The following is a 24,709-nucleotide window of genomic DNA, read 5'->3' on the forward strand; positions in this document are numbered from 1 at the left end:
CGTGTTCTCCTGTGCGGACGGGTTGTGTGGTTTGCATTCGATTGATCGTAGAATTCCTAAGCGAACGGTGGGTTGCGCCGAGGTTGACGGTTCAGACAGCGCGAATTCACCCGGTGTTCGCTTGCCGCCCACAGCCACGTTGTCGACCACTCATAGCCTGATGTGATGCCGAACCTGAAACTGTTCCACTTCGACATCCCGACCTGGGGAAACTATGGCGACAAGGCCCTGTTCCCCGTGGTCAGAGACGCATTCCGGGTGATGGGCGCTGGCGACGATGCCGTCGGCACCCATGTTGTGTCGGGCCGAGCGCCGGGCCGGGCGTCGGATTCTTCGACGGTCGGTGAGGTCGATTTCACCTCGGCGGCAGCCCTGCGACGCGAGGTGGACACCGCGCTGGTCGAGCGGATCAACGCGCGGGCCGATGCTGTGGTCATCGGCGGTGGAGGACTGTTCCTCCAAGACACGAACCCGAATCGGCTCTCGGGCTGGCAGTGGAATATCTCCGCCGAGGCGCTCGCCGCCATCGAAGTCCCGCTCATCATCTATGCGCTCGGCGACAACCGGTTCCCCGGCCAGCCCCAATTCGACGAACTGATGCGCTCCCATGTCAGTCAGGTCCTCGACCAGTCCGTGTTCTTCGGCCTGCGCAACACCGGCAGTATCGAGACGATGTCCCGGTTCCTGGGCGCCGGTGGGGATCGGATCCGGTTCCAACCCTGCCCGACGACCATCGCCGGTTTGCTCTACGAACCTCTGATCGGCAGACGCCCCGATCCGAGCCAGAAGGTCCTGGCGATCCAGATGCTCGTTCATCCGCGCCAACAGGCTGCCGGCTATGACGCCGAGGTGATCCACCAAGCCACGATCGAAGCAGCCCGCCTGCTTGTGGCCAAGGAATGGACCATCCTCAGCGTTCCCTTCCACCCCGATGACGCCGAGGTGTCGAGGAAGTTGGTTGCCGAGGTGCCCGAGGTCAAGGAAATCAGGCTGTATGGCTCCGACGTCGGGTTCTTCACCGGCTTCGATCTGTTCTCCAGAATCCCCTATGTGCTGGGCGGTCGCGGGCATGCGCAGATGATCCCCTTCGGAGTCGGCTCGATCCCGATCTCGTTGGATCTACACGCCAAGCTGGGCTACTTCGCACACGACATCGGGCACCCGGAATTCGTCGTGCCGGTGGGGCCGGAAGGCATGGCGGAGGACAGTGCGAGAGCGGACAGTGATGGCACCGGCGTCAGCGGCGGCGCTGTCAGCGGCGACGGTGCCGGGCCTGATGGTCCCGGTGGCGACGCGGCGCGGCGGGTACACGCGTTGGCCCAGCGGATCGTCGATACGATCGAGCATGCCTACGCGCAGGGCAATGACCTGCAAGACGACCTCGCATCGACGCGGCAGAAGCTCTTCGACACCACTGCAGAGAATCATGCCGACATCCGCGATGCACTGCGGCCCGCGTCGGGTACTGGGCGACCGGGGACAGATGCCGAAAACCTCGGTGCGGGTGCTGGGCGCTTCGCTGCGGATATCGGGAGCCCGTGCGCGGACGTGGATCCTCATACAGACTCCGACATCCGAGCCGAGGAGTTCCACCTCGCTGCCGTGGCCGAGGCTGAGGAGTTCAGCGCCGCTCAGACGCGAGAACTCTCGAAGACCCGTCGCGAGCACAAGCAGAGACTCGAGAGCGCGGACACGCAGCGCAAGGCACTCGAGGCGGAACGTGAGAAGCTCTGTGCACAGCTCAAGCACAAAGAGACTCTGCTCGAACGACAGTCTGCGGAGCTTGACGCCCAGACCACGAAACTCGACACTCAGACTGCGGAGAAGAACCGTCACGCCGAGGAGGCAGCCAGACTGCGGTCGCGGCTCGACGAATCCGATGCCCAGCTCAGGACGGTCTGCGACCGTACAGCTACCGCCGAAGCGAAGGCTCTCATCGACAAGACGGCGCACGGGCTGACGTGGAGAGCACGGAGGATCAAGCGCGCATTTAAGCGCTGAAGAACGGTACAACCACCCAGAACGGTTCGACACCGTGGCGAGGGCAGATAGGAACTTCTTCCACCGCCTCGGTGAGGGAACACGACAACGGCCCCACCACCTCGGCGAGGTGATGGGGCCGTTGTCAGTTGATCAGATCAGAGCGCGATCAGGTCAGATCAGACGCTGACTTTGCGCAGCGAATCGATCTTCGACTCTTCGCCCGGCATGACGCGCTTCTCGCCGTCGCCGAAGGCGGTTTCGAGAACGCGCACGCCCTTGACGAGTGAGGTGAACTCGCGTGGTTCCATCGAGGCTGACTGGTCCGAGCCCCACATCGAGGAGTCGAGGGTGATGTGGCGTTCGATGGTCACGGCGCCCAGTGCTGCGGCGGCGAAGGAGATCTCGAGGCCCAGTTCGTGGCCGGAGTAGCCCACAGGCACACCGTAACGCTCACGCATTGCCGGGATGGCCTTGAGGTTGACCTCTTCGGGAGGCAGCGGGTAGGTCGAGGTGGCGTGCATGAGGACGAGCAAGGCGGGGTCGAAGACCTCGACGGCTGCATCGAGCGTGGCCCAGTCGGACATGCCCGAGGAACACAGGACGGGCTTACCGGTTGCAGCGATCGCACGGAGGAGTTCGAAATCCGTCAGCGAGGCCGAAGCGACCTTGTATGTCACGGCGTCGAACTCGTTCTCGAGGAAGTCCACGGAGTCAGTGTCCCAGGGGGAGGCGAACCACTGCAGACCGACTTCCTTGGCGTAGCGGTCGATCTCGGCGTATTCTTCCTGGCCGAACTCGACGCGCCACTTGTAGTCGAGGTAGGTCATCTCGCCCCACGGGGTCGAGCGCATCTTCGATTTCTGGTGTTCGGGCACAGCCACATCGGGGTTGCGCTTCTGGAACTTCACGGCCTGGGCACCGGCGGTGACGGCGACATCCATGAGCTGCTTCGCGATCTCGACGTCGCCGTTGTGGTTGATGCCGATTTCGCCGATCATGTACACGGGCTGATTCGGGCCGACGAGGTGGTTGCCGATGGCCACTGGGGCGAGTTGATCAGTCATGAAACCTGCTTTCGATTGGTACGCAAACCTTCTGCGTGATTCGTGAGCAACGGCTGTTGCTGCTGGATGGATGGTCGGTGAGCATTGGTGTGTGAGTCGGAGTCCAGTACGGATGTCAGACCCCGTGTCGGCAGCTGCTGCGTTGCCTGGTCGGGCACGGGAATGAGGTCGCAGACTTCGCGGACCGCTCCCTTTCCGCCGGGCCGATCGAGGACCATTCGAGCCGCTGCGAGCACCTTGGGGTGGGCGTCCGCGACTGCGATGGGCCAGCCGACGACGTCGAAGGCTTCGAGGTCGTTGATGTCGTTTCCGACGTAGGCCACTCGGGTCGCGTCGAGGCCCTGTTCGTCGATCCACGACTGCAGAACCTTCGATTTATTGTCGACGCCTTGAGTGACATCCACGTGAAGTTTCTCTGCCCTGCGAGTGACAACTGGGTTGCGTTCCTTCGACAGGATCATGACAGGCAGCCCTGATCTGACGAGGCGTGAGACTCCCATGCCGTCGCCGCGATGGACGCGGACCTGTTCGTTGCCGTCCTCGTCGACGTAGGCGCCGTCGTCGGTGTGGACTCCGTCGAAGTCGGTGACGAGGGCGTCGACGTCGATGACCTGCGCGGTCTCCTGCGTGGAGGCGATCGCGCGGACGAGTGACAGGTCGGACATGTCATCGATTTCGCGGGCGTGCTCGGGCGGGACCTCTTCGATCGTGATGCGGCCGAAGAAGCGGTGCCCATGTTCGATGAGCCCGTCGGTGCGCATGACGTAGAAGGCGCCGGTCTCGTTGTAGTGCTTGGCCCGGTCCTGGCGTCGAGGCCTGAAACTGGCCTCGTGCCCGACGGCGACCGCCGATTCGCCTTCGTCGAGGCGCCACAGGAATGAGTGGTCCTCGACGGCGGAGAACACGACGTCGGCGTCCCCGTCACGCACGGCGGCGATCGCGTTGTCGATCGAGGCCGAGTCGATGAACGGCGAGGTGCACTGCATGAACACCGTGGTGTCGAATTCCTCGCCGAGGTTGGCCAGCGTGTAGATCAGGGCCGATTCGCTGGTCGCGGTGTCACCGGCGATGTCAGCGGGACGATGGCACACCTCGGCGCCGGCGCGAATCGCCTCTGCGGCGATGCCCTCATGATCGGTCGAGACGACCACGCGGTCGATGCTCGGCGTTGAATTGGCTGCGTTGATCGCGCGCGCCAGAAGCGAGACCCCGGCGACCTTCTGCAGGTTCTTCAACGGAATTCCCTTGGAGCCGCCCCGGGCGGGAATGATGGCCACGGCCCGATGCGGCCGTGCTGCGCTCTCATTGTCAGCGGGCGCTGTGGCCACGCGATCGGTGGGCGCTGGGGGAGTCGGAGTCAGTTGGTAGTTCACAATGATTCGACGCTAACGACGCCATGTGGCCCCCAGGTGAACGATCAATGTCGCCGAGGCGACGCCTTCGTGGCGGGTGTGTGTCGAGGTGCCATGTGGCAGGGTTTCTCGTCCGAGGCGGTGCTGAGACGTCAACGCCAAGTGACGTCGGAATGGCTGGGAACGGTCAGCGCCAGGTGACGTTCCACATGCGGTTGTTCCAGGCTTCGAACGGGATGACTTCGCCGGTGTAGACCGGCCAGAAGTAGGCGAAGGCCATGATCGCGGCCACTAGGATGAGCCCCACGGCCATCCGACGGCCGAACAGGGACCAGGGGATTCGCGTGCCGCGACCGGCGAACATGAGGCCTCGCGGTGTGGGTGCGGAGTCGAAGAAGCCTGCAGGGTGGCCCGCCGCAGTCGGGGCGGCAGTCGCAGCGGTGGGGGCTCGGCCCCAGAGGAGCGTGAGGCAGTAGGTGAATGCGAGGACGACGAAGGGCACCATGACGATCGTGTAGAAGGTGAAGATGGTGCGTTCCTGGTAGGCGAACCAGGGCAGCCAGGTTGCGGCGAGTCCGGCCAGGATGACTCCGGCGCGAACATCTCGGCGGATGATCCAAGCGACCAGCGCGACGAGGATGGCGATCGGTGCCAGCCCCCAGATGACCGGATTGCCGACCGAGGTGATCGCCGCAGAGCAGTGCTCAACGGCACAGCCCATACTTCCCTGGTCAGGGGATTCGTAGTAGAAGGAGGTCGGCCGCCACTGGACGATCCACCCCCACGGGTTCGACATATAGGGGTGTTCCGAGTCGAGGCCGACATGGAACGAGTACGCCGTGTAGTGGTAATGGGCCAGTGACGGCAGCCACAGCAGCCAGTCCGGCAGTGCACTCCACCAGCCGCCGTTCTCGAACGCCCATTGCCGGTCCCAGGCATCATCGGATCGGATCCAGCCGGACCACGTGATGATGTAGGTCAGCAGCGCCACGGGCACGAGTTTGATGAACGCAGGAATGCTGTCGCGGATGAGCATGCCCAGCCAGGGGTGGACGGTCCCGGCGCGGTGGCGCGAATGCACGTCCCAGGCGACGACGAGGATCCCGAATGCGGCAACGGCATAGAGCCCCGACCACTTCACTCCCATCGCCAGACCCAGGCTGATGCCTGCGGCGATGAGCCAGGGACGCACGCCGAGGCGGGGTCCGAAATTGATTAGATCCTTGCTTCGCGATGGGTGACGGTCGCGAGATCGCTCTGCTTCCGGGCCCGATGTCGAGTCTGCCGACGGTGTGGCCGAGCCTGCCGACGGTGTGCCCGAGCCTGCCGAGGGAGCGACCGACGCTGTGAAACGGGCGAGGCGCTTCGTGACGAACTCTCGGTCGAGAACGATGAAGGCGAAGGCAAGGAGGATGAAGGCCATGAGGATGATGTCGAGCAGACTCGTGCGCGAATGCACGAAGTGCTCACCATCGATCGAGAGCAGGCCAGCGGCCACACAGGCGAAGAACGCGGAGCGGAAGAGCTTCCACGCGATGAAGCCCATGAGGAAGATCGACAGGGTGCCGACGATGGCGACGGAGAACCGCCATCCGAAGGAGTCGTCGGCGCCGAAGAGGTGGATGCCGGCACCGATGATCCATTTGCCCAGCGGCGGGTGGACGACATATTCGGGAGTGGACTCGATGACGCTCGGGTCGCCGGCGTTGAAGGAGTCATCGGCATTCTCCGGCCAGGAGCGCTCGTAGCCGAACTTGAAGACTGAGTAGGCGTCCTTGACGTAATAGGTTTCGTCGAAGATCAGACGGCGAGGGAAGTCGAGATTGAAGAGCCGGAGGACACCGCCGATAGCTGTGATGATCAGCAGGGCCGGCCACATCCAGATCGGTGCGCGAGTCGCCCACATTCCGGCGCTGAATGTGCGCCTGCGAATGGCAGCGGCATTGGCGCGGATCGATTCGCGCCGGTCAGCACGACGTTCCCGGGCGATGAGCTTGGTGGCAGCCGAAGCCGTTGCAGACGAGGGGGAGTCGGCTACTGAAGTCGCTGCGGATGAGGGGGAGTCGGTTTGGGAGCGTGTGGGGTCGGTGGACTCATCCGCGGGGTCTGTGGACCACCTCGGCGCCTGGGGATCTTCGGGTTGAGTCATTATCGTCAAGTTTAAGGTCCGAGGAGACGCTTCTTCCCATCTGGTCCTCAGGGTGAGTCGTTCATGTGCGGCGGGAGATCGGCGCGAGCGGCGGGTTGGGGGACGTCGGCGTATTGTCCTTCGGACCCTCAGGACGACTAAGGTAGTCCTCAACAGGCGGCAAACGAATGAAACGGTGAAGAGCGTGTCATACAACCCGAACTATCGCCCGAGCGATCCACCACAGGTCGGATCCCAACAGTTCAACAATGGGTACGGCGCGTCACAGCCGCAGCCAGGGTACGGCTCAGGCCAGTACCAGGACCAAGGCCAGTACTCGAACCCGAACCCGTACTCGAACCCGTATCAGCAGACCCAGTCCGGCCCAGCGGTCTACATCCAGCCGGGCACGTATGGCTACAGCCAGCCGGGCGCGTACGGGTACAGCCAGCCGGCGGGATATAGCCAGCCGGCGGGATACAGCCAGCCGATGACCTACGGGGCACCGATGATGGTGCGGCCAGCAGTGAACACCCTGTCGGGCTGGGCGATGTGGATGGGCATCATCGGGCTCGGCGGCGGCTTGGTCTGCAGCATCCTCGCCCTGGTCCCTGTCATCGGCATACTGTTCTCAATCGTGGCGATGTTCCTGTGGATCGCCCCGATCCTCGCCGTCATCTTCGGTCACGTGTCTCGCGGCCAGATCAAGAGAAGCGGCGAAGACGGCCGAGGCCAGGCCACCGCAGGGCTGGTCATGGGCTACATCGGCATCGGCTTCGCTCTGCTGATGATCGTCATCTTCATCGGCGTTCTGGGTCTTGGATTCCTCGCTGCCGGGATGAGCTACTGAGGGATCGTCAGGACCGTCGTCGGGTGAACCAGGTGCTGGGAAACCGTCTTTGGGAGGCACAGCTCATGAGAATCCATTTTCTGCCCTGACACCGGTGGTGCAGGATTGCAACAGGTTCGGCCCCGTCGGAACTGTGCGGCTCGATAGCGTTGTAGTCAGACGCAAGGGGAGCATCCCTTCAGCAGGGATCATCCCGTGAGCAGCCACAGCAACAGGAGCGAACCAGATATGCACACTCGGCAACTGTCCGCCAGCGGCAGCAAAGAAGCTTCGGGTCATTCGGCAAACGGTGGCTACCCAGGCTATTCCGTCTACTCACAGTCAGCCGCATACGGGCCCAACCCGGGGTTCGGGCCCAACCCGGGGTTCGGGCCCAACCCGGGGTTCGGGCCCAACCCGGGGTTCGGGCCCAACCCGGGGTTCGGGCCCAACCCGGGGTTCGGGCCCAACCCGGGGTTCGCGGGCCCCGTCACCTACATCTACCAGCCGATCGCGCCGACCAACACCGTGGCGATCATCGCCATGGTGCTGTCACTTGCAGGGGCCATGGCATCATTTGTCCCTGCCGGCATCGCCGGGATCGTCATGGGCCACATCGCTCGCAGACAGATACGTCAGCGGGGCGAACGCGGAGACGCGATGGCGCTGACCGCACTCTGGGCAGGCTACCTCGGGACTGGATTCTGGCTGATCTTCTGGGGCCTCTACATCGGGGTCATGGTGCTGGCAATTATGGCGGGCGTTGCTGCTGAAGAAGCGACCTATTGACTGAACTGAGACGCATCTGTAACAACCTCACCTTTTGTCCCAGAGAACGACTCGGTACCGTTGTAGGCATACGCAAGGAGATCGCGCCATGAGCAGTCAGAACAACTGGAACAATCCAGACATGTACTACCAGCAGCCGCAGTCAGGCCCCGCAGCGGGCAGCGGTTACACCGATGCGAATGCCAACTACGGCGCTGCAAGCTATAACCCCAACGCCGCGTATAACCCCAACGCCCAGTACACCGGTGGGGCACCCGGGGTGGCCTACGCCTATCAGCCGCTTCCGCCCACGAACACTCTGGCGATCATTGCCCTCGTCGCCTCGATCTTCGGAGTGATGAGCAGCATCTTCATCGCTGGCATCGCCGGAATCATCATGGGCCATATCGCCCGCAAGCAGATTCGGCAGTCAGGCGAACGCGGAGACGGTATGGCCGTGGCCGCGCTGTGGGTCGGCTACGTCGGCACGGCATTGTGGGTGCTGTTCTGGGTCGGCTACGTCGGAATCATGGTTCTCGTCTTCGGAGTCGCCATGGTCGGTGCGGGGTCGGCCGGTTGATGTCCGGAAGCCCGGACGCCGACGCTACCCATGATCACGCCGCCGATGACCTCACTGCCGATGACCACGCTGCCGATGACCACGCTGCCGATGATGCGGAATCCTCCCCGGTTTGGCAGGACGACGTGGACGAGGTGCAGGATGACATCGTCCCAACGGGTTCTGACCCAGCCTCAGCCGGCGGCAAACTCGTCCTGGTCGGGACTCCTATCGGCAACCTCGGCGATGCGAGCGGGCGCATGCAACGCGCCATCGCCGGCGCCGATGTCATCGCAGCCGAGGACACTCGCCGTTTTCTGTCCCTGACGCAGCGTCTGGAACTCACACACACTAAACGAGTCATCAGCGTCTTCGACCACAACGAGCAGTCTCGGGCGCCCGAGCTGGTCGAGCTCATCCGCTCCGGCCAGACCGTCGTCCTGCTCAGCGACGCGGGTATGCCGGCCGTTTCGGATCCCGGGTACCGCGTCGTCAAGGCATGCGCGGAGGCTGGGCTTCCGATCACCTCCACACCCGGACCGTCAGCCGTGCTCATGGCGCTGGCAGTATCCGGGCTGCCCAGCGACCGGTTCAGCTTCGAAGGCTTCCTGCCGCGCAAATCGGGGGCACGCAAGAACCTCCTCGAGGAGCTGCGCGGTGAGAAGCGGACCATGGTCTTCTTCGAAAGCCCCCATCGTATCGCCGACACGATGGGTGACTTCCTCACGGTTATCGGGCCAGATCGGCCGATGAGCATCAGCCGCGAACTGACGAAGACCTACGAGGAGACCCTGCGCGGTACCGTGTCCTCGCTGCGCGAACTCGCAGCCGAGGGACTGCGCGGGGAATTGACCCTCGTACTTGCCGGAGCCACCGCGGTCGAGACGGCACCGGAGGATCACCTTGAGGCCGTCGGAGAACTCGTGGAGTCCGGAGTGCGCGCGAAGGATGCCGCGGGGCAGGTCGCGAAGCAGTTCGGACTGTCCAAACGTGAGATCTACGAGGCCTGGCTGCACCGGGAGTGAGGTGCTCGCGGATTCTCGCGCCGGAGCACACCTGCCGCTCCTCAGGTTGCGGAACAGTACACGGGTTGCAACCTATGTACTGTTCCGCAACCTGATGCGTCATCCGTGCAGACTCCCGGCGAGGTGCGATTGACTTGAGTTCGAATCCTGGGGACAACCCGTCGACTTAGGCGTATTCAGCCTGGGGACGCCGGCCCCCTGTGCACAGGGTGTTGCCTGAGGCTCGCCATCGCAATGGTGCGGAGCACATGATGCGGACATGTATAACATTGTTTGCTACGACGATCTCGCGGCCGCTGGTGTCAACACGACCCTGATCAGACGCGCGAAGAATTGCTGCCTGGTGAAGATCTGTCGAGGAGTGTACTCGGTTGTCAGGCAGTGTAGGGATCCGAAGCACTCGGCGATAGCAGTGTTCGGAACCGACAGAGAGTGGATGCGTTACCACGAGCGGGGCCTGTACAAGGAGAAATCGCATCGTCATCGTTATCTTGACCACCTTGCTCGTTTGAGAACTCTTCACTATCCGCACTATCGCAACGATGACGTGATCTGGGGAGTCTCGGCAGCCAGGCTACACAAGATCAAACTGTTCGACGTGACCGACGGCCCGGTGACAGTGAGCCACCCGAAAGCTAATTCAAGCAGTCGCGAGCTGATTCGATCGCGACGGACTCTAGTGGCTGCAGATAGACAGATCGTCGACGGTTTGACAGCGACGACAATTGCACGAACGGCGGTGGACCTGGCCCGGATACTGGGGCCAGCCTCCGGATTCGTCGCACTCGAGCAGGTCCTTCGAGAGCATATGTTCGGCTCCGACGAAGAATCAATCTTCAGCTTCGGATATCCGCGAGATGCAGTGACTCGAGTGCCGGATGCTGTGGATGAACTGTTCGCGCCAGTAATAGGGCGGTTGGCGACGGGGAAGATCCAGGCGCTAACGCTCACTTCAGCGATCAGTCCCTTTTCCGAAAGCTACGCGGAAAGCCGTGCTTCACTGAACCTGCACCAACTGGGCCTGCGAGACTTCAGTCAGCAGGTCGACATCTTCGACGTCCAACGATTGCTGACCCGCTTGGATTTCCTCCACAGGGCGACGAAGGTGGTGCTCTACGTCGACGGGACCCAGAAGTACGTAGATGCCGGATTCGACCGAATGAACAAGGAAAGTCACCAACATAATCGGCTGTTGGCGATGGGGTACAAAGTAGTTCGGTTCAAGTTCAATGAGATTCTCAGCCTCGGCACCTTCGCCAACAAGCTATTTGGCCAGGCGCCAGAGCTCCGTGGGTTTTGCTGCAACAAGCTCGTAGTCTGAACACCTGCCTGACCAATTGGTTGCCCGCCTGTCTGGGAACCAGAGTAAGCGAGCGGCAGTAGTCACGTTGCGGAGCAGTACACGGGTTGCAACCTATGTACTGTTCCGCAACCTGAGCTGTTTCCGTATCGACGGCTCGCTGCACCCCAACCTTCCCGCTGCACCCCAACCTTCCTGCACCCCTGCACCCCACCCCGCCCTCCGCACCCACGGCCCCCTGCGCACCCACGGCCACTCCGGGCTCACCTGCGCCCCAACCCACGAGTCCCGCGGACCCTTGCGCGCCTGCGGGCTGGCGTCCCTTAGACTGAGTGGCCTATGGGTTATTACTTGACGACAGCTATCGCTTACCCCAATGGGGCCATCCACATCGGGCACGCATATGAGTACATTGCGGCCGATACGATCGCGCGCTTCAAGCGCCTCGACAACCACGATGTGTTCTTCTCAACCGGCACCGATGAGCATGGTCTGAAGATGCTGCAGGCGGCGAACAAGCTCGGGATCACGCCCAAGGAGCTCGCCGACGACAACGCGAAGAACTTCCGCGACACACAGCTCGCGCTGGGTTCGACATTCGACCGGTTCATCCGCACCACCGACGAGGACCACTACGAGTCATGCAAGGCGATCTGGCGCAAGCTCGAAGAAGCCGGCGATATCTACCTCGACACCTACTCCGGCTGGTACTCGATCCGCGACGAGGCATACTACGCACAGGACGAGACCGAGGTCGTCGACGGTGTTCGCCTGTCCACGGAGACCCGCACCGAGGTCACCTGGACAGAAGAGGAGTCCTACTTCTTCCGTCTGTCCAAGTACCAGGACAAGCTGCTCGAGCTGTACAAGGACCACCCGGAGTTCATCGGCCCCGATTCGCGCCGCAATGAGGTCGCCTCCTTCGTCGCCTCTGGCCTGAAGGACCTCTCCGTCTCGCGCACGACATTCGACTGGGGGGTGCCCGTGCCCGGCAACGAGAAGCACGTGATGTACGTGTGGATCGACGCGCTGACGAACTACATCACGTCCGCCGGATACCCGAACGATGAGGAGTCGTTCAAGAAGTGGTGGCCCGCCGATGTCCACATCATCGGCAAGGACATCATCCGCTTCCACAGCGTCTACTGGCCCGCGTTCCTCATGAGTGCCGGCATCGAGCTGCCGGGGCGCGTCCACGCCCACGGGTTCCTCTTCAATGCCGGTGAGAAGATGTCGAAGTCCGTCGGAAACGTCGTCGACCCCATCGACCTCGTCGACGCATTCGGCCTCGACACTCTGCGCTTCTTCCTCTTCCGCGAGTTCTCCTACGGCAACGATGGGTCCTACACGAAGGACTCGATCATCACCCGCAAGAACTCCGACCTCGCCAACGAGTACGGCAATCTCGCCCAGCGCTCGCTGTCGATGATCGCGAAGAACTGCCAGGCCCAGGTTCCGCAGCCCGGTGAGCTCACCGAAGACGACGAGAAGCTGTTGGCATTGGCCCGCGCGGTCCCCGACACCGCCCGCCGCCACGTCGACACCCAGGCCCTCCATCTCTACGTCGAGGCCTGCTGGAAGGTGCTCTCCGAAGCCAACCGCTACTTCTCCGCCCAGGAACCCTGGAAGCTGAAGAAGACCGATGCCGACCGCATGGCCACCGTGCTGTGGGTGACGATCGAGGTCGTGCGCATCATCTCGATCCTCATCCAGCCGGTCATGCCCGATTCCGCCGGCAAGATCCTCGACCTCCTCGGCGTGCCCGCCGGAGTCGGTCAAGCCGGTGCGAAGGTGCTCCCGACTGCGACTGACAGTGGTGCCGGCGCCGAGGTGGATCCTCGTTCCTTCGCTGCGATCGACTTCCCGCTGGAGCCGGGGATCCCACTGCCGAAGCCGGTCCCGGTGTTCCCCAAGTTCGTGGAGGAGACCGAATAATGGCCTCTCGCGCCGCCGGAACCTATCCTCCGGTGCCTGAGCCGCTGGCCCACCCCGTCGTCGATACCCATACGCATCTCGATATCTGCACGGGTGTGCGACTGCCCTTGGGTGCCGGCGAACCCGAGCCCGAGGTCAGACCCGACGAGGACGAAGAGTTCCCGAGCCTCGACTTCTTCTTCGACACCGCCCAATCTGCTGGAGTCCAGCGCATCGTGCAGATCGGCTGTGACCTGCCGGCAGCACGGTGGACGACCGAGCTGGTCACGCAGCAGTCACAGCAGGGCCGTCAGTGGATGCTCGGCGGTGTGGCTCTGCACCCGAATGAGGCGCCGAGGCTGGCCGAACGAGGCATGCTCGACGATGCCCTCACAGAGATTGAGTCACTCGTGGCCTCCACTGACCGTATGCGTGTGGTGGGGGAGACGGGCCTCGACTACTTCCGCACCGGTGAAGACGGTGTCGCCGAACAGCAGCGCGCCTTCCGTGCTCACATCGAGATGGCCAAACGCACGGGCAAGGCCCTGCAGATCCATGACCGTGAGGCCCACGCCGACGTGCTGCGCATCCTCCGTGAGGAAGGTGCCCCCGAAGTCACGATCTTCCACTGCTATTCCGGCGACGAGGCGATGGCTCGCGAGTGCGCAGACGCCGGGTACTACATGTCCTTTGCCGGCAACCTCACGTTCAAGAACGCCGATGAGCTCCGACGTGCCGCGGCAGCGGCTCCGCTGGATCGGCTGCTGACCGAGACCGACGCTCCTTTCCTCACCCCGCACCCGCACCGCGGCAAGCCGGGCGGTCCGTATCTGGCTGCGGTGACGGCACGCAAGCTCGCCGAGGTGCGCGGGATGAGCGAAGAGGACCTCTGCGCCGCAGTGTGGAAGAACGCGGAGACCGCACTGGGAAGCTGGGACTGAACGACCACCTCGGCGAGGCTGGGACTGAACGGCCGCCTCGGCGAGGGCAGGATTGACGCTCGATCAGCCACCTCGGCGGGCAAATGTCACGATTGTGACCAAGCCCGGAAACACGGGGAAGTCCTGGTCAGAGCGCCAGCCCAGGGACCCTCGCTGTTACATGTTCGTAATGTTTTGCGTATCTTGTAACGAATCGGTTACAGTGGATGAGTTGATGACCTCTGCCCCAGGGATATTTTTGTGATTGATTTTCTCAAGAACCGCAAAGTGCAAATTGCTGCACAGGCGGTCGTGATTACCGGACTCGTGGGTGGCACGGGTGCCGTGGTCACCATGAACAAGCCAGTGACATTGGATGTCAATGGTCAGTCCGAGGAAGTTCGGACCTTCGGTGGAACCGTGGGGGACGTCCTCGACAGCCGCGACCTCGACATCGAGAAGAGCGACCAGATCAAGCCAGGCGTAGACAAGAAGATCTCGCGGGATATGACGATCACCGTCAACACCGCGAAGGAAATCTCACTGTCCGTCGACGGCAAGAAGAGCGATGAGACCACGCATGCGAACACCGTCGGTCAGGCATTGGCCGACCTCGGTGTGGACGCGAAGAACGCGGATCTCAACACCAAGCCGAATCAGAAACTCAAAGATGAAGGCAACGACATCGATGTGACGACCGCCAAGGATCTCACAATCGTCGCCGATGGCAAGGACCACAAGGTCTCGGCCGCAGCAGAGACCGCCAAGGAGGCCCTCGCTGAGACTAAGCTGAAACTCGACAAGGACGACTTCATGTCTGTGCCTCTCAGCTCCAGGGTCTCCGACGGCCAGGTCCTCACCCTGAACCGCGTGAAGAACGACACGGTCAAGGCGAAGGAGGCCATCGAGCCTAAGACTGAGACCAAGAAGTCGGACTCCCTCTTCGAGGGCGAGACCAAGGTCGAAGACGAAGGCAAGGCGGGTCAGAAGCAGGTCTCCTACAAGGTCAAGACCGTCAACGGCGATGAGGTGAAGAAGGAGAAGAAGGCCGAGAAGGTCCTCTCCAAGCCTGAAGCCAAGGTCGTCATCGAGGGCACCAAGAAGAAGGAAGTCCCTGCTGAAGAGCCAGAAGACTCCGGCAGCGGTTCGGACGCCGGGACCGGCGACGGCGGCTCCGACAGCGGTTCGGGCGGCTCCGACGACGGTGACAAGAGCACCGGCGGCGGCTCCGGTGGTGGCGACATGAGCACCCAGGAGATCAAGGACATGCTCGGCGGACCGGGATCCAAGTGGTATCAGGTCGCTGAGTGCGAGTCGGAGTTCAACCCGCGCGCAGTGAACAAGTCGAACAACGCCCACTTCGGTCTGTTCCAGTTCAAGCTGCAGACCTGGCAGGCCATGGGCGGCAGCGGCAACCCGATCGATGCCAGCCCACAGGAGCAGTTCGATCGCGCCAAGAAGCTGCAGGCTGAAGCCGGCTGGGGGCAGTGGGCCTGCGCCTGATCCAGAGCGCAGCCGCTGATCTGAAGCAAGCTGGTCTGAAGCTATAGGCACACGAGCTGAAGCGATAGGCAGCAAGCACCAAGTGCGGATCCGGGAATATCCCGGATCCGCACTTGTGCATTCACCGCTGATGCCGCGCGAGTGCTCTCTGCTGACAACGTGTGCGAGATGAATCGGTGCGAAGCGGCTGCTCCACGGCAACTGTCGGCTGTTCCACGGCAACTGTCGGTAACTGTCGGCAACTGTCGGTAACTTGTGGTCGAAATCGCCCACTATCGTCGACCAGGACTTGCCGACTGTTCGGTCTCCAGGGACGTCTCAGGACCGTCTTCGATCACCTTTTCTGGGGTTTCGCCCAGAGCGTGGACAATCCTTGGCACTCGAGTTGACCGAGTGCTAAGAGCGTTCTAAAGTCGAATTAGCACTAGCACTCATTGAGTGCCAGTTTTATGAGACGGTCGATCTGCTCGGCACCCGCGACGACGAGTGGATCACGGCATACGCCGCCGTCTGACTCAAAGAAGAATTGAACCCCAGCGAAGGGAGAGGGCCCGATATGTCGGTCTCCATCAAGCCACTCGAAGATCGGATTGTCATCCGTCAGGTCGAAGCAGAGCAGACTACCGCCAGTGGTCTGGTCATTCCCGAAACCGCCAAGGAAAAGCCTCAGGAAGGCGAAGTTGTCGCAGTGGGCCCAGGCCGCGTTGCTGACAACGGAAACCGCGTCCCAGTTGACGTGGCCATTGGCGACAAGGTCATCTACTCCAAGTTCGGCGGCACCGAAGTCAAGTACGCAGGAGAAGAGTTCCTCGTGCTCTCGGCTCGTGACGTGCTCGCCGTCATCGGCTGAATCCCCTGAACAACTACTTCACTGACAGGAGGACGAATGCCTAAGAATCTTGAATTCAACGACGAAGCTCGTCGCGCACTCGAAAAGGGTGTGAACACTCTCGCGGACACCGTCAAGGTGACCTTGGGACCCAAGGGCCGCAACGTCGTGCTCGACAAGAAGTGGGGCGCACCCACGATCACCAACGATGGTGTGACCATCGCTCGTGAGGTCGAGGTCGACGACCCGTACGAAAACCTCGGCGTGCAGCTGGCCAAGGAAGTTGCCACCAAGACCAACGACATCGCCGGTGACGGAACCACCACCGCGACGGTCCTGGCACAGGCCTTCGTCAACGAAGGACTGCGCAACGTTGCCGCCGGCGCCGCACCAGGTGCCCTCAAGCGCGGAATCGAAGCCGCCGTCGAGGCTGTCTCCACCGAACTCGGAACCATCGCCCGCGATGTCGCCGACTCCTCGGAGATCGCACACGTCGCCGGTCTGTCCGCTCAGTCCGAAGAGATCGGCAAGCTCATTGCCGATGCCTTCGACAAGGTGGGCAAGGACGGCGTCATCACGATCGACGAGTCCCAGGCCGCATCTGTGGAACTCGAGATCACCGAGGGAATGCAGTTCGACAAGGGATACCTCTCGCCGCACTTCGTGACCGATGCTGATCGCCAGGAAGCTGTGCTCTCCGACGCGCTCATCCTCATCAACCAGGGCAAGATCTCCAACATCCAGGAGCTCCTCCCTGTGCTGGAGAAGGTGCAGCAGGCCGGAAAGCCTCTGTTCATCGTGGCCGAGGACATCGAAGGCGAAGCTCTGTCGACGCTGGTCGTCAACAAGCTGCGCGGCATCATCAACGTTGCCGCGGTCAAGGCTCCCGGATTCGGTGACCGCCGCAAGGCGATCCTCGAGGACCTCGCAGTCCTCACCGGTGGCCAGGTCGTCACGCCCGACATGGGCATGAAGCTCGACCAGGTCACCCTGGAAGAGCTCGGCAACGCCCGCACCATCACCGTCACCAAGGACAACACCACCATCATCGATGGTGCTGGGTCCGACGAGGACGTCAACGGTCGGGTCGCCCAGATCCGCAGCGAGGTCGAGAACACCGACTCCGATTGGGACCGCGAGAAGCTGCAGGAGCGCTTGGCTAAGCTCTCCGGCGGTGTCGCAGTGATCAAGGTCGGCGCCGCCACCGAGGTGGAGCTCAAGGAACGCAAGCACCGTGTCGAAGACGCTGTGTCGGCTACCCGTGCAGCCATCGAAGAGGGCGTCGTCGCCGGCGGTGGATCCGCTCTGATCCACGCCGCGAAGGTTCTGGCCGGAAACGACCTGAGCCTGACCGGCGATGCAGCCACTGGTGCTGACATCGTCAAGCGCGGCGTCGTCCAGCCACTGCGCTGGATCGCTGAGAACGCCGGCCAGGACGGCTACGTCGTCGTGTCCAAGGTCGAGGAGCTCGCTTCCGGCCAGGGATACAACGCCGCCACCGATTCCTACGGAGACCTCATCGGCGCCGGAATCATCGACCCGGTCAAGGTCACACGCTCGGCACTGCGCAACGCCGCTTCGATCGCCGCACTGGTTCTCACCACTGAGACACTGGTCGTCGAGAAGAAGGAAGAGGAAGAGGACTGAGTCCCCATCTGATTCGCATCGGCACGCAGCGACTGCGCTGAACTGATACACAAGTGGCCCGGAACACTGTTCCGGGCCACTCGTGTATTCACCATCAGCCAGCCAGACACTCCGCCAGCGACCTGTTCGGCCTGCTGGTCGACATCCAGCCTCACAAACGACGCGAATTGCACAGGCGGCTCACACCTACTGATCAGTCAGATCCTATGTTCCTTGCCGTGGTGGGTCGCTAGTCTGGATGAGACAGTTTGACGCACCAATGTAGGGACCGTATGACGACCGCCTCACCGACGCCCATCGCTCAGCTTCGCAATGTCTCGAAGATCTTTGATCCCGACGGGGCAGCGCTGGTGGCTCTCAACCAGGTCTCCCTCGATATCGCCCCTGCCCGACTGACGGCCGTGATGGGACCCTCAGGTTCGGGCAAATCCACGCTCATGCATATTCTCGCCGGACTCGATCGGCCGAGCTCGGGCACTGTGCGCATCGGTGAGCGTGAGATCACCGCCTTGCACGAGGACGAGCTCACGGCCTTGCGTCGGCGGCGGATCGGCTTCGTGTTCCAGGCATTCAACCTCGTGCCGACCCTCACCGTCAGGGAGAACATCGTCCTGCCCTTCGAGCTCGATGATCGAAGGCCCAATGCCGATGAACGCGCCTGGATCTCCAGCATCATCAAGCGGCTCGGCCTCGACGGGCGACTCAAGCATCGGCCCAGTGAGATCTCGGGCGGACAGCAGCAGCGTACCGCCATCGCCCGGGCCCTGGCCACGAGGCCAGACATCCTCTTCGCCGACGAACCGACCGGCAACCTCGACGGCCGGTCGGGGCGTGAGGTCATGGCCATTATGTCCGAGGCCGTGCGCGAGCTCGGACAGTCGATCGTGCTCGTGACCCATGATCCGATCGTGGCAGCCTATGCCGACCGCGTCGTGTTCATCGCCGACGGCACGCCCGTCTCAGAGCTCAACGACTCGATCAGCGCCGAGGTGATTGCACAGACGATGCTCGATCTCGACGCGAAGGCCGAGGCCGCAGAGAACGCAGCCGCCGGGACCCCGCAGCATCCCGTACGGTCCCCGCAGTATGCCGCGGAGACCGGAGGGCGCCGATGAACCCGATGCGGGAGATCCGGACCAACCCGCGCCAGTTCGCACCCAGCTTCCTCGTCGTCTTCATCGCGGCGCTCTTCGGCACCGTCATCATGCAGGGCATCGAGATCCTCACCGCCTGGATGTCCTCGGCGAAGATCGTCTCCGAGTCAGACACGGCGCAGGGGCTGCTCACAACGGTGGGACTGGTCTTCTTCGTCATCGCGCTGTTCGTCTCAAGCATCGTCATTGCCAATACGTTCTCCATCATCATCGCCGGTCGCAGCCGTCAACTGGCACTGCTGCGTCTCATCGGAGCTTCCTCGCGACGGTTGCGCCGGGCCGCCTCGGTGGAGGGCCTGCTCGTTTCGATACCCAGCGCCATCGCTGCGTTCCTCGTCTCCACCGCACTCGCGAAGGGTACGACGGCCTACCTCGGCGGACAGATCACCGTGGAGCCGGATCTGCTCAGTCCTAAGATGGTCCTCCCAGGGGCCGCGACCATCGTCGTGACCTGGTTCTCAGCGTATCTGGGTGCCCAACGCATCAGCGGCATCTCGCCGATCGAGGCCACCTCGCAGGCTGTCGAACGTCGCCCCGAGGATGCCCGTGCATCGATGGGGGCCCTGGCGGGTGCACTCATCCTGCTGTCCATGGGGATCACCCTTCTCATCAGCGGCGTCGTCGGTGCCAGCGGGAACACGGTGAGTGTCCTTGGTGTGCTCCTCGTCGCCGTCGGGGCAGCTCTGACCTTCGTGGGCGTCATCGTCGGCAACCCCTGGATCCTTCCTCCGCTGCAGGCGCTCACCGGCTTGCTGCTCGGCCGTACGGCAACCGCGCGTCTGGCTGCGTCGACGATCGCCCGTCACCCCACTCGCAATGCGCGCACGGTGATCGGCCTCGTCATCGGCATCACTCTCATCGTCATGTTCGCCACGGCCATGACGACATTTCGAGACCAGCTTCTCGACTACGCTGAATCGCTCGGCGACGACGGGTGGGGCGGCTTCGAGGATGTGCTGAAGACCATCATCGACCAGACGATGATGTTCTTCCTCGGCATGGTCCTCTTCTCCGTCATCATCGCCGTCATCGGAGTCGCGAACGCGCTCACACTCTCCGTGCGGCAGCGCGCGCAGGAGATCGGTCTGCTCATGGCCCTCGGTCAGACGCCGCGACGGGTCCGACGCATGATCGTCGCCGAGGGCATGCAGCTGAGCGTGACCGCCTGCCTGGTCGCTGTGCCCCTGGGCATCGCATTCGGGTGGGTCGGTGCCCTGGTTCTGCTGTCCCCACTGACCGGATACTTCGCTCCGTCCGTGCCCTGGTGGGTCATCATCTCCGTCGTCGCCGGCTCTCTTCTGGCTGTGCTCGCCGCCAGCCGTGCTCCGGCGCGGGCGGCCACGTCGATCAGCCCCGTGGACGCTCTCCAGGCGGTATAGGTTATGACCCTCGCCGAGGTGGTCGTGCACTCGCGAACGGAGCTCGCCGAGGTGGGCCTCAGCTCGGTGTCACCGTGCCGTTGCTGCCGTTGACGCTCACCGTCTGTCCCGAGGTGAAGCGGCTGGTGGCATCGCGGACGGCCATGACTGCGGGCAGGCCCAGCTCACGGGCTGTGACCGCCCCGTGGGAGAGCGCACCGCCGCTTTCCGTGATGACGCCGCTGGCCTGGTAGAACAGAGCCGTCCAAGCCGGGTTCGTGGTTCGGGCGACGAGGATCGCCCCGTCCGGGAAGGACGAGAAGTCCTCGGGACTGTGGACGACGAAGACCTCGCCCGTGACCTCGCCGGGACTGCCGGCAGTTCCCTTGATGAAGTCACCGTCCGTGTCATCACCGACCTCGGGGGCACGACCGTGCTCCCATTCGGGGGTCCGCTCGACCGCTTCCTGGTACCCGGCCCTGTTCTTCTCCGCGATCGCAGTCAGGTCGGCCAGAGCCTCGGCGGGGGAACGCTGCCCGTTGCTGGGGCCAGCGGAATCTCCGGCGGGGGAGTGCTGCCCGTCGGCAGCGCGGATCGCCGCGTTGAGAGGCTCATAGTTGATGAAGTAGACATCCATGGGATCGGTGAGGACACCGTGGTCGACGAGTCGCTGACCCAGCTCGCGCAGAGCCCGCCGCATCGGCAGCGTCAGGCGTGTGGTCTGGTAGTGCTCCAGGTCATCGAGCGCCGTGTACGAGCGTGCCAGGCGGATGACCTCCTGCACCAGATAGCGCAGCTTCTCCGGGGCGGCATTGATCACGGCCCGCTCGGTCTCGGCCTGCAGGACCTTGCGCTCCAGATCGGAGTCTGCCGAGGCGTTCGCAGCTCGATCGGCCAGCAGGCGGACCTGATCGAGGACGATGTGCGGGGCCTCGACCCAGGTCGGATGGTAGGCGTCGAAGTCGAGTTCCCGGTGGCCGTGCTTGGCGAGGAAGGTCGCGAACTCGTCGAAGAACTCGGGGAAGTCACCGAGGACCGCCAGCCCGTCCTCGCCAGTGTGGCTGCGCAGCGTCGACAACAGTTCGGGATTGCTGCGCACAATGCGTGAGAGCTCCCAGAGTTCGGCGTTGACCTGCGAGGTCTTCGTCTCCGTCGATGCCAGCAGTCGCTCGAAAACGAGGCGCGCCGTCTCTTTGTCCACTGCCATCTCGAGCATGTGCGAGAGCGCACCGTAGAGTGTCTGCTGGGTCAGGGAGATCGCGATGTTGGGGCGGAAGTACTCCGTGCCGAGGTCGCTGATGGCGATCACGTGATCCCACACCTCGGCCAGCGATTTGTCCTCCAGCGGTTCGTGGGAGAGCTTGCCGATGCCCATGAGGTACGTGTCGAGGTCTCGCATCCACCGCACGGGAAGTTCCTGCACCCACCCGAACTGAGAGGCGATCTCCGGCAGCGATTCGGTGATGGTCTCCACGCTGGAGAGCATCGTCGTCGGCAGTCTCCCGGCGTAGAGATCGACGGCCGTCTGGTTGCCGTAGATGTAGAAGTCACGCATCACGAACCACTTGTCGTCAAACGGCGGCAGACCCATGAGGTCGAAGCTGTGGTTGAGTGAGTAGTGGAATCCTGCCTCGACGAGGTCCCAGGTCAGAGGCGTGACCGGAGTGGGGAATCGTTCGGCCGATTCGTCGCGGGTCCAGCGGGGTGCGACGCGAGTGATCGGCCGCGACTGCAGGAGGAAGAGGTCGTCACCGCTGAAGGCCCACTCGATGTCCTGCGGGAAGCCGAAATGATCCTCCGCGCGGACGGAGAGCTCGGCCACCACTCGGGCCTGCTCCGCAGTCAGTGCCGGACGAGTCCGCTGATCCTCGCCGAGGTGGACCTCCTTCGTCCGCGCATCGTCGTGTTCGTCCCGTCCGTTGTGATCGCCGCGCCCGTCGTCGTTCACCGCGTCGGCTTCCTTAGGCTCACGCATGACGAGGGCCTTCGGTTTGTCCGCGATCTCGGTCGCGACCTGGGTTCCGTCGGCGCGGGCGATCCGGAATTCGTCGACGGGTTCCTCCCCGCCGACGACGGTCTCGCCCAGTCCGAACGCCGCATTGATGAGGACTTCGTCCGTGTTGCCGCGCACTGGGTCGACGGAGAACGCGACCCCGGCAGCCTCCTCAGCTCCGACTGCGACCATGAGCTGGACGACGACGGCCATCTTCGCCTCCAGCTGTTCCACGCCGAGCTGTTGGCGGTAACGGAAGGCGTGCGGATTCCACAGGGAGGCATAGCAGTCGCGCACCGCCTCGGCGATGGATTTCGTTCCGCGAACCCCGAGGTAGGTGTCGTGCTGTCCGGCGAAGGCCGCCCCGGGCAGATCCTCCATGGTCCCCGAGGAGCGGACCGCCACGGCCTGACCGTTCAGGCCGGCAGCCTGGGCCGCCGCCTCGAAGTCGACCAGCCACGCATCGGGGACTGGGGTGCTGCGGATGAGATCGCCGATCGCCTCGGCGGGGTGGTCTGTGTCCATGAGCTCGCTGATCCGCGACTGCAGGGGTGCGACGAACCGAGTGTAGGCCTCGGCGGTGACGATGAAGCCGCCAGGCACGGGCAGATGCTGCGCGGACTTCGCGAGGCTGGCGCCCTTACCGCCGCTGGTCGCCAGTTCGGTGGCGAGAGGATCGGTGAAGCTGAGGGTGAGGGTCACGAGTGCTCCTAGAGGGGTCTCAGGTGGGGCGGGCTGATATCGAGGGGACAGTGGACGGTGGTCGATCAGGTCACAGACGGACGCGACGCAGGCCCAGAAGCAGCCAGCCGCCCACCGCACTGACGAGGCCGATTCCGATGACCAGAGGCCAGAAGAACGCGGCAACGATGAGTACCGGTACCCAGACCATAACTGCTGCGAAGCCGCCGAGGAGGCGGAAGAATGTGACAGTATTGCGACCGTCCGCGCGCGATCCGGCAAAGGCTGCTGCTCCGAGCACGGGAGCAAAGAGCCACATGAGCGCGAGCCCGACCCAGCGCAGGACCGTGATCGCAGGACTCGCTGCGGCGGGTGGCCCGTCAGCCGCGGCTGGCCCGTCAGCCGCGGCTGGCCCGTCAGCCGCGGCTGTGGAGGTATCACGCTGCAGGTCCAGAAACGCCTTCGCGAACGTGACCGATGCACCCGGTGTTCTGCGGGCGACTTTGAGCGCCTTCGCCTGGATCCGCTCGAAGGTCTCTTCGTCGGGACAGTTCACCGAAACCTCGTCGAGGGCCGATCCCAGCGCCGAGGCGACCTCGGCCTCCCATACGGATCGATCCTGGCCATTGCGATCAGGAATCATGATCGGCTTCCCGCGGACCACCTCGGCGCGGGAGCGGAACCTGTCAGGAGTCGAATAGAACAGGCCCACCGGGATCACCTCGAGATCGATGCCCTCCTCGAGCAGGGTGCAGGCGATGCGGGCAGCACCGGATTTGTAGGGTTGGGGTCGGTGGCCCCATTCGCTGCTGGCTTCGGGGAAGATGCCGAGGTCACCGCCTCGGCGAAGGTGTGCAGTGCCGGCTTCGACCGGGCTGGCCACCGATGCTGGGTCGAGGTTGTAGCGCTCGACATCCTTGGGGCGGACGACGGGGATGCCGGCGATGAAGAGGCGGAGGAACCAGCTGCGGATGAGCTGGATCGAGACGAGGAACTGCGCTCGCGGGAATGCGGCGAGCACCTGATGGCCGTCGATGGCACCATTGCGGTGACTGGAGATGATGAGGCGCGGACGCTGGTTCGCGCTACCTGCGGAGTCCTCATCGCTGAGGTCGAGGACGCGGATGCGACCGAAGTACAGGGTGCGCATGGCGGCGTTGATGAACCTGTGACCCCACCTCATGGTGGAATCAGCCTGCTGGGAGGCCTCCGATCGCTCAGCCTTCGAGGACATCACGGAGTCGTTCAAGGTCCTTCTGCACGGCAGCGGTGTCGCGGGCGAATTCCTCATCGCTGACGTTCGGGAGGCGGTAGACGGTGAAGACGACTTCGCTGACATCATCGTTGTGGAGAATACGCAGCGGATTGTGCACGGCGGTGCCGTCGGGGAAGATCACGTCGTGGTCGAGGATCCCGACCTCGATGCCGGGTCGGAAGCTGACCTCGACCTCACCCATCGGCGAGTCAGTGATCCACCGTCCGGCGTCATTGCGAATGCCTTCGCTCAGGCCGGCTGCCCACTGCGGCAGGTTGGCCGGATTTCCGGCGAAGACCGCGATGTCGGAGGGGTCTCGGCGGATCGTCTGTGAGATGTGGCGCGCGTCGAAGCTCATGCACCAAGTGCACCACAGGAGCCACGATCCGGCCAGAGGCCGCGGGCGCGTGCCCGGCGATACTGTGACCGCGCCCGTTCGGCAGAGGC

The 24,709-nt window shown here is 63.4% G+C and carries 19 protein-coding genes; 13 read left to right on the forward strand and 6 right to left on the reverse strand.

What is annotated here, in order from left to right; all coding sequences use genetic code 11:
* Positions 1–165: 165 nt before the first annotated feature.
* Positions 166–2,001, forward strand: a complete 1,836-nt coding sequence (locus tag JFC13_RS09170) for a polysaccharide pyruvyl transferase family protein (RefSeq protein ID WP_198396776.1) — start codon at positions 166–168, stop codon at positions 1,999–2,001.
* A gap of 158 nt (positions 2,002–2,159) precedes the next feature.
* Here the strand turns inward: JFC13_RS09170 and JFC13_RS09175 are convergent, their stop codons facing one another.
* The 3 genes from JFC13_RS09175 to JFC13_RS09185 all read right to left on the reverse strand — a co-directional run bounded on the left by JFC13_RS09175 (position 2,160) and on the right by JFC13_RS09185 (position 6,548).
* Positions 2,160–3,047, reverse strand: a complete 888-nt coding sequence (locus JFC13_RS09175) for an N-acetylneuraminate synthase family protein (RefSeq protein ID WP_198396777.1) — start codon at positions 3,045–3,047, stop codon at positions 2,160–2,162.
* Positions 3,044–4,420 carry a cytidylyltransferase domain-containing protein gene (locus JFC13_RS09180; RefSeq protein ID WP_408610734.1) on the reverse strand — a complete coding sequence of 459 codons (1,377 nt, stop codon included), beginning with the start codon at positions 4,418–4,420 and terminating at the stop codon, positions 3,044–3,046. The genes JFC13_RS09175 and JFC13_RS09180 overlap by 4 nt, the downstream gene beginning before the upstream one ends.
* A gap of 166 nt (positions 4,421–4,586) precedes the next feature.
* Positions 4,587–6,548, reverse strand: a complete 1,962-nt coding sequence (locus tag JFC13_RS09185; protein WP_232488397.1) for a dolichyl-phosphate-mannose--protein mannosyltransferase — start codon at positions 6,546–6,548, stop codon at positions 4,587–4,589.
* Between the two features lie 175 nt (positions 6,549–6,723).
* Here JFC13_RS09185 and JFC13_RS19875 point away from each other — a divergent pair, with 175 nt between their 5' ends.
* From JFC13_RS19875 to JFC13_RS09245, 12 genes are all read left to right on the forward strand, one after another.
* Complete coding sequence (locus JFC13_RS19875; RefSeq protein ID WP_198396778.1) at positions 6,724–7,377, forward strand: DUF4190 domain-containing protein; 654 nt, start codon at positions 6,724–6,726, stop codon at positions 7,375–7,377.
* A 228-nt stretch (positions 7,378–7,605) separates the two neighbouring features.
* Positions 7,606–8,145 carry a DUF4190 domain-containing protein gene (locus JFC13_RS09195; protein ID WP_198396779.1) on the forward strand — a complete coding sequence of 180 codons (540 nt, stop codon included), beginning with the start codon at positions 7,606–7,608 and terminating at the stop codon, positions 8,143–8,145.
* Positions 8,146–8,233: 88 nt separating this feature from the next.
* On the forward strand, positions 8,234–8,704 hold the full coding sequence (locus tag JFC13_RS09200; RefSeq protein WP_198396780.1) for a DUF4190 domain-containing protein: 471 nt from the start codon (positions 8,234–8,236) through the stop codon (positions 8,702–8,704).
* Complete coding sequence (gene rsmI / locus JFC13_RS09205) at positions 8,704–9,708, forward strand: 16S rRNA (cytidine(1402)-2'-O)-methyltransferase (RefSeq protein ID WP_232488398.1); 1,005 nt, start codon at positions 8,704–8,706, stop codon at positions 9,706–9,708. Before JFC13_RS09200 ends, rsmI begins: the two co-directional genes overlap by 1 nt.
* 259 nt (positions 9,709–9,967) lie before the next feature.
* Entirely contained in the window at positions 9,968–11,029 is a 1,062-nt protein-coding gene (locus tag JFC13_RS09210; protein ID WP_198396781.1) for a DUF559 domain-containing protein, read from the forward strand.
* A gap of 318 nt (positions 11,030–11,347) precedes the next feature.
* On the forward strand, positions 11,348–12,943 hold the full coding sequence (metG, locus tag JFC13_RS09215) for a methionine--tRNA ligase (RefSeq protein WP_198396782.1): 1,596 nt from the start codon (positions 11,348–11,350) through the stop codon (positions 12,941–12,943).
* Positions 12,943–13,863, forward strand: a complete 921-nt coding sequence (locus JFC13_RS09220) for a TatD family hydrolase (protein WP_198396783.1) — start codon at positions 12,943–12,945, stop codon at positions 13,861–13,863. Before metG ends, JFC13_RS09220 begins: the two co-directional genes overlap by 1 nt.
* Before the next feature lie 291 nt (positions 13,864–14,154).
* Entirely contained in the window at positions 14,155–15,345 is a 1,191-nt protein-coding gene (locus JFC13_RS09225; RefSeq protein ID WP_332839373.1) for a ubiquitin-like domain-containing protein, read from the forward strand.
* A gap of 556 nt (positions 15,346–15,901) precedes the next feature.
* Positions 15,902–16,195: a co-chaperone GroES gene (gene groES, locus JFC13_RS09230; protein ID WP_009883265.1), complete on the forward strand. Its 294-nt coding sequence runs from the start codon at positions 15,902–15,904 to the stop codon at positions 16,193–16,195.
* Between the two features lie 36 nt (positions 16,196–16,231).
* On the forward strand, positions 16,232–17,821 hold the full coding sequence (gene groL, locus JFC13_RS09235; protein WP_198396785.1) for a chaperonin GroEL: 1,590 nt from the start codon (positions 16,232–16,234) through the stop codon (positions 17,819–17,821).
* Between the two features lie 272 nt (positions 17,822–18,093).
* Positions 18,094–18,936: an ABC transporter ATP-binding protein gene (locus tag JFC13_RS09240; RefSeq protein WP_232488399.1), complete on the forward strand. Its 843-nt coding sequence runs from the start codon at positions 18,094–18,096 to the stop codon at positions 18,934–18,936.
* Positions 18,933–20,354 (forward strand): FtsX-like permease family protein, encoded by a 1,422-nt coding sequence (locus JFC13_RS09245; RefSeq protein WP_198396786.1) that lies wholly within the window; start codon positions 18,933–18,935, stop codon positions 20,352–20,354. The genes JFC13_RS09240 and JFC13_RS09245 overlap by 4 nt, the downstream gene beginning before the upstream one ends.
* A gap of 58 nt (positions 20,355–20,412) precedes the next feature.
* On the opposite strand, the gene JFC13_RS09250 is transcribed toward JFC13_RS09245, so the two are convergent.
* From JFC13_RS09250 to JFC13_RS09260, 3 genes are all read right to left on the reverse strand, one after another.
* On the reverse strand, positions 20,413–23,028 hold the full coding sequence (locus tag JFC13_RS09250; protein ID WP_198396787.1) for a PEP/pyruvate-binding domain-containing protein: 2,616 nt from the start codon (positions 23,026–23,028) through the stop codon (positions 20,413–20,415).
* 70 nt (positions 23,029–23,098) lie between these two features.
* Positions 23,099–24,256: a lysophospholipid acyltransferase family protein gene (locus JFC13_RS09255; protein ID WP_198396788.1), complete on the reverse strand. Its 1,158-nt coding sequence runs from the start codon at positions 24,254–24,256 to the stop codon at positions 23,099–23,101.
* Positions 24,225–24,620: an SRPBCC family protein gene (locus JFC13_RS09260; protein ID WP_198396789.1), complete on the reverse strand. Its 396-nt coding sequence runs from the start codon at positions 24,618–24,620 to the stop codon at positions 24,225–24,227. Before JFC13_RS09260 ends, JFC13_RS09255 begins: the two co-directional genes overlap by 32 nt.
* Between the last annotated feature and the right edge of the window lie 89 nt (positions 24,621–24,709).

Source organism: Brevibacterium antiquum (assembly GCF_016107655.1).
Classification (GTDB): domain Bacteria; phylum Actinomycetota; class Actinomycetes; order Actinomycetales; family Brevibacteriaceae; genus Brevibacterium; species Brevibacterium antiquum.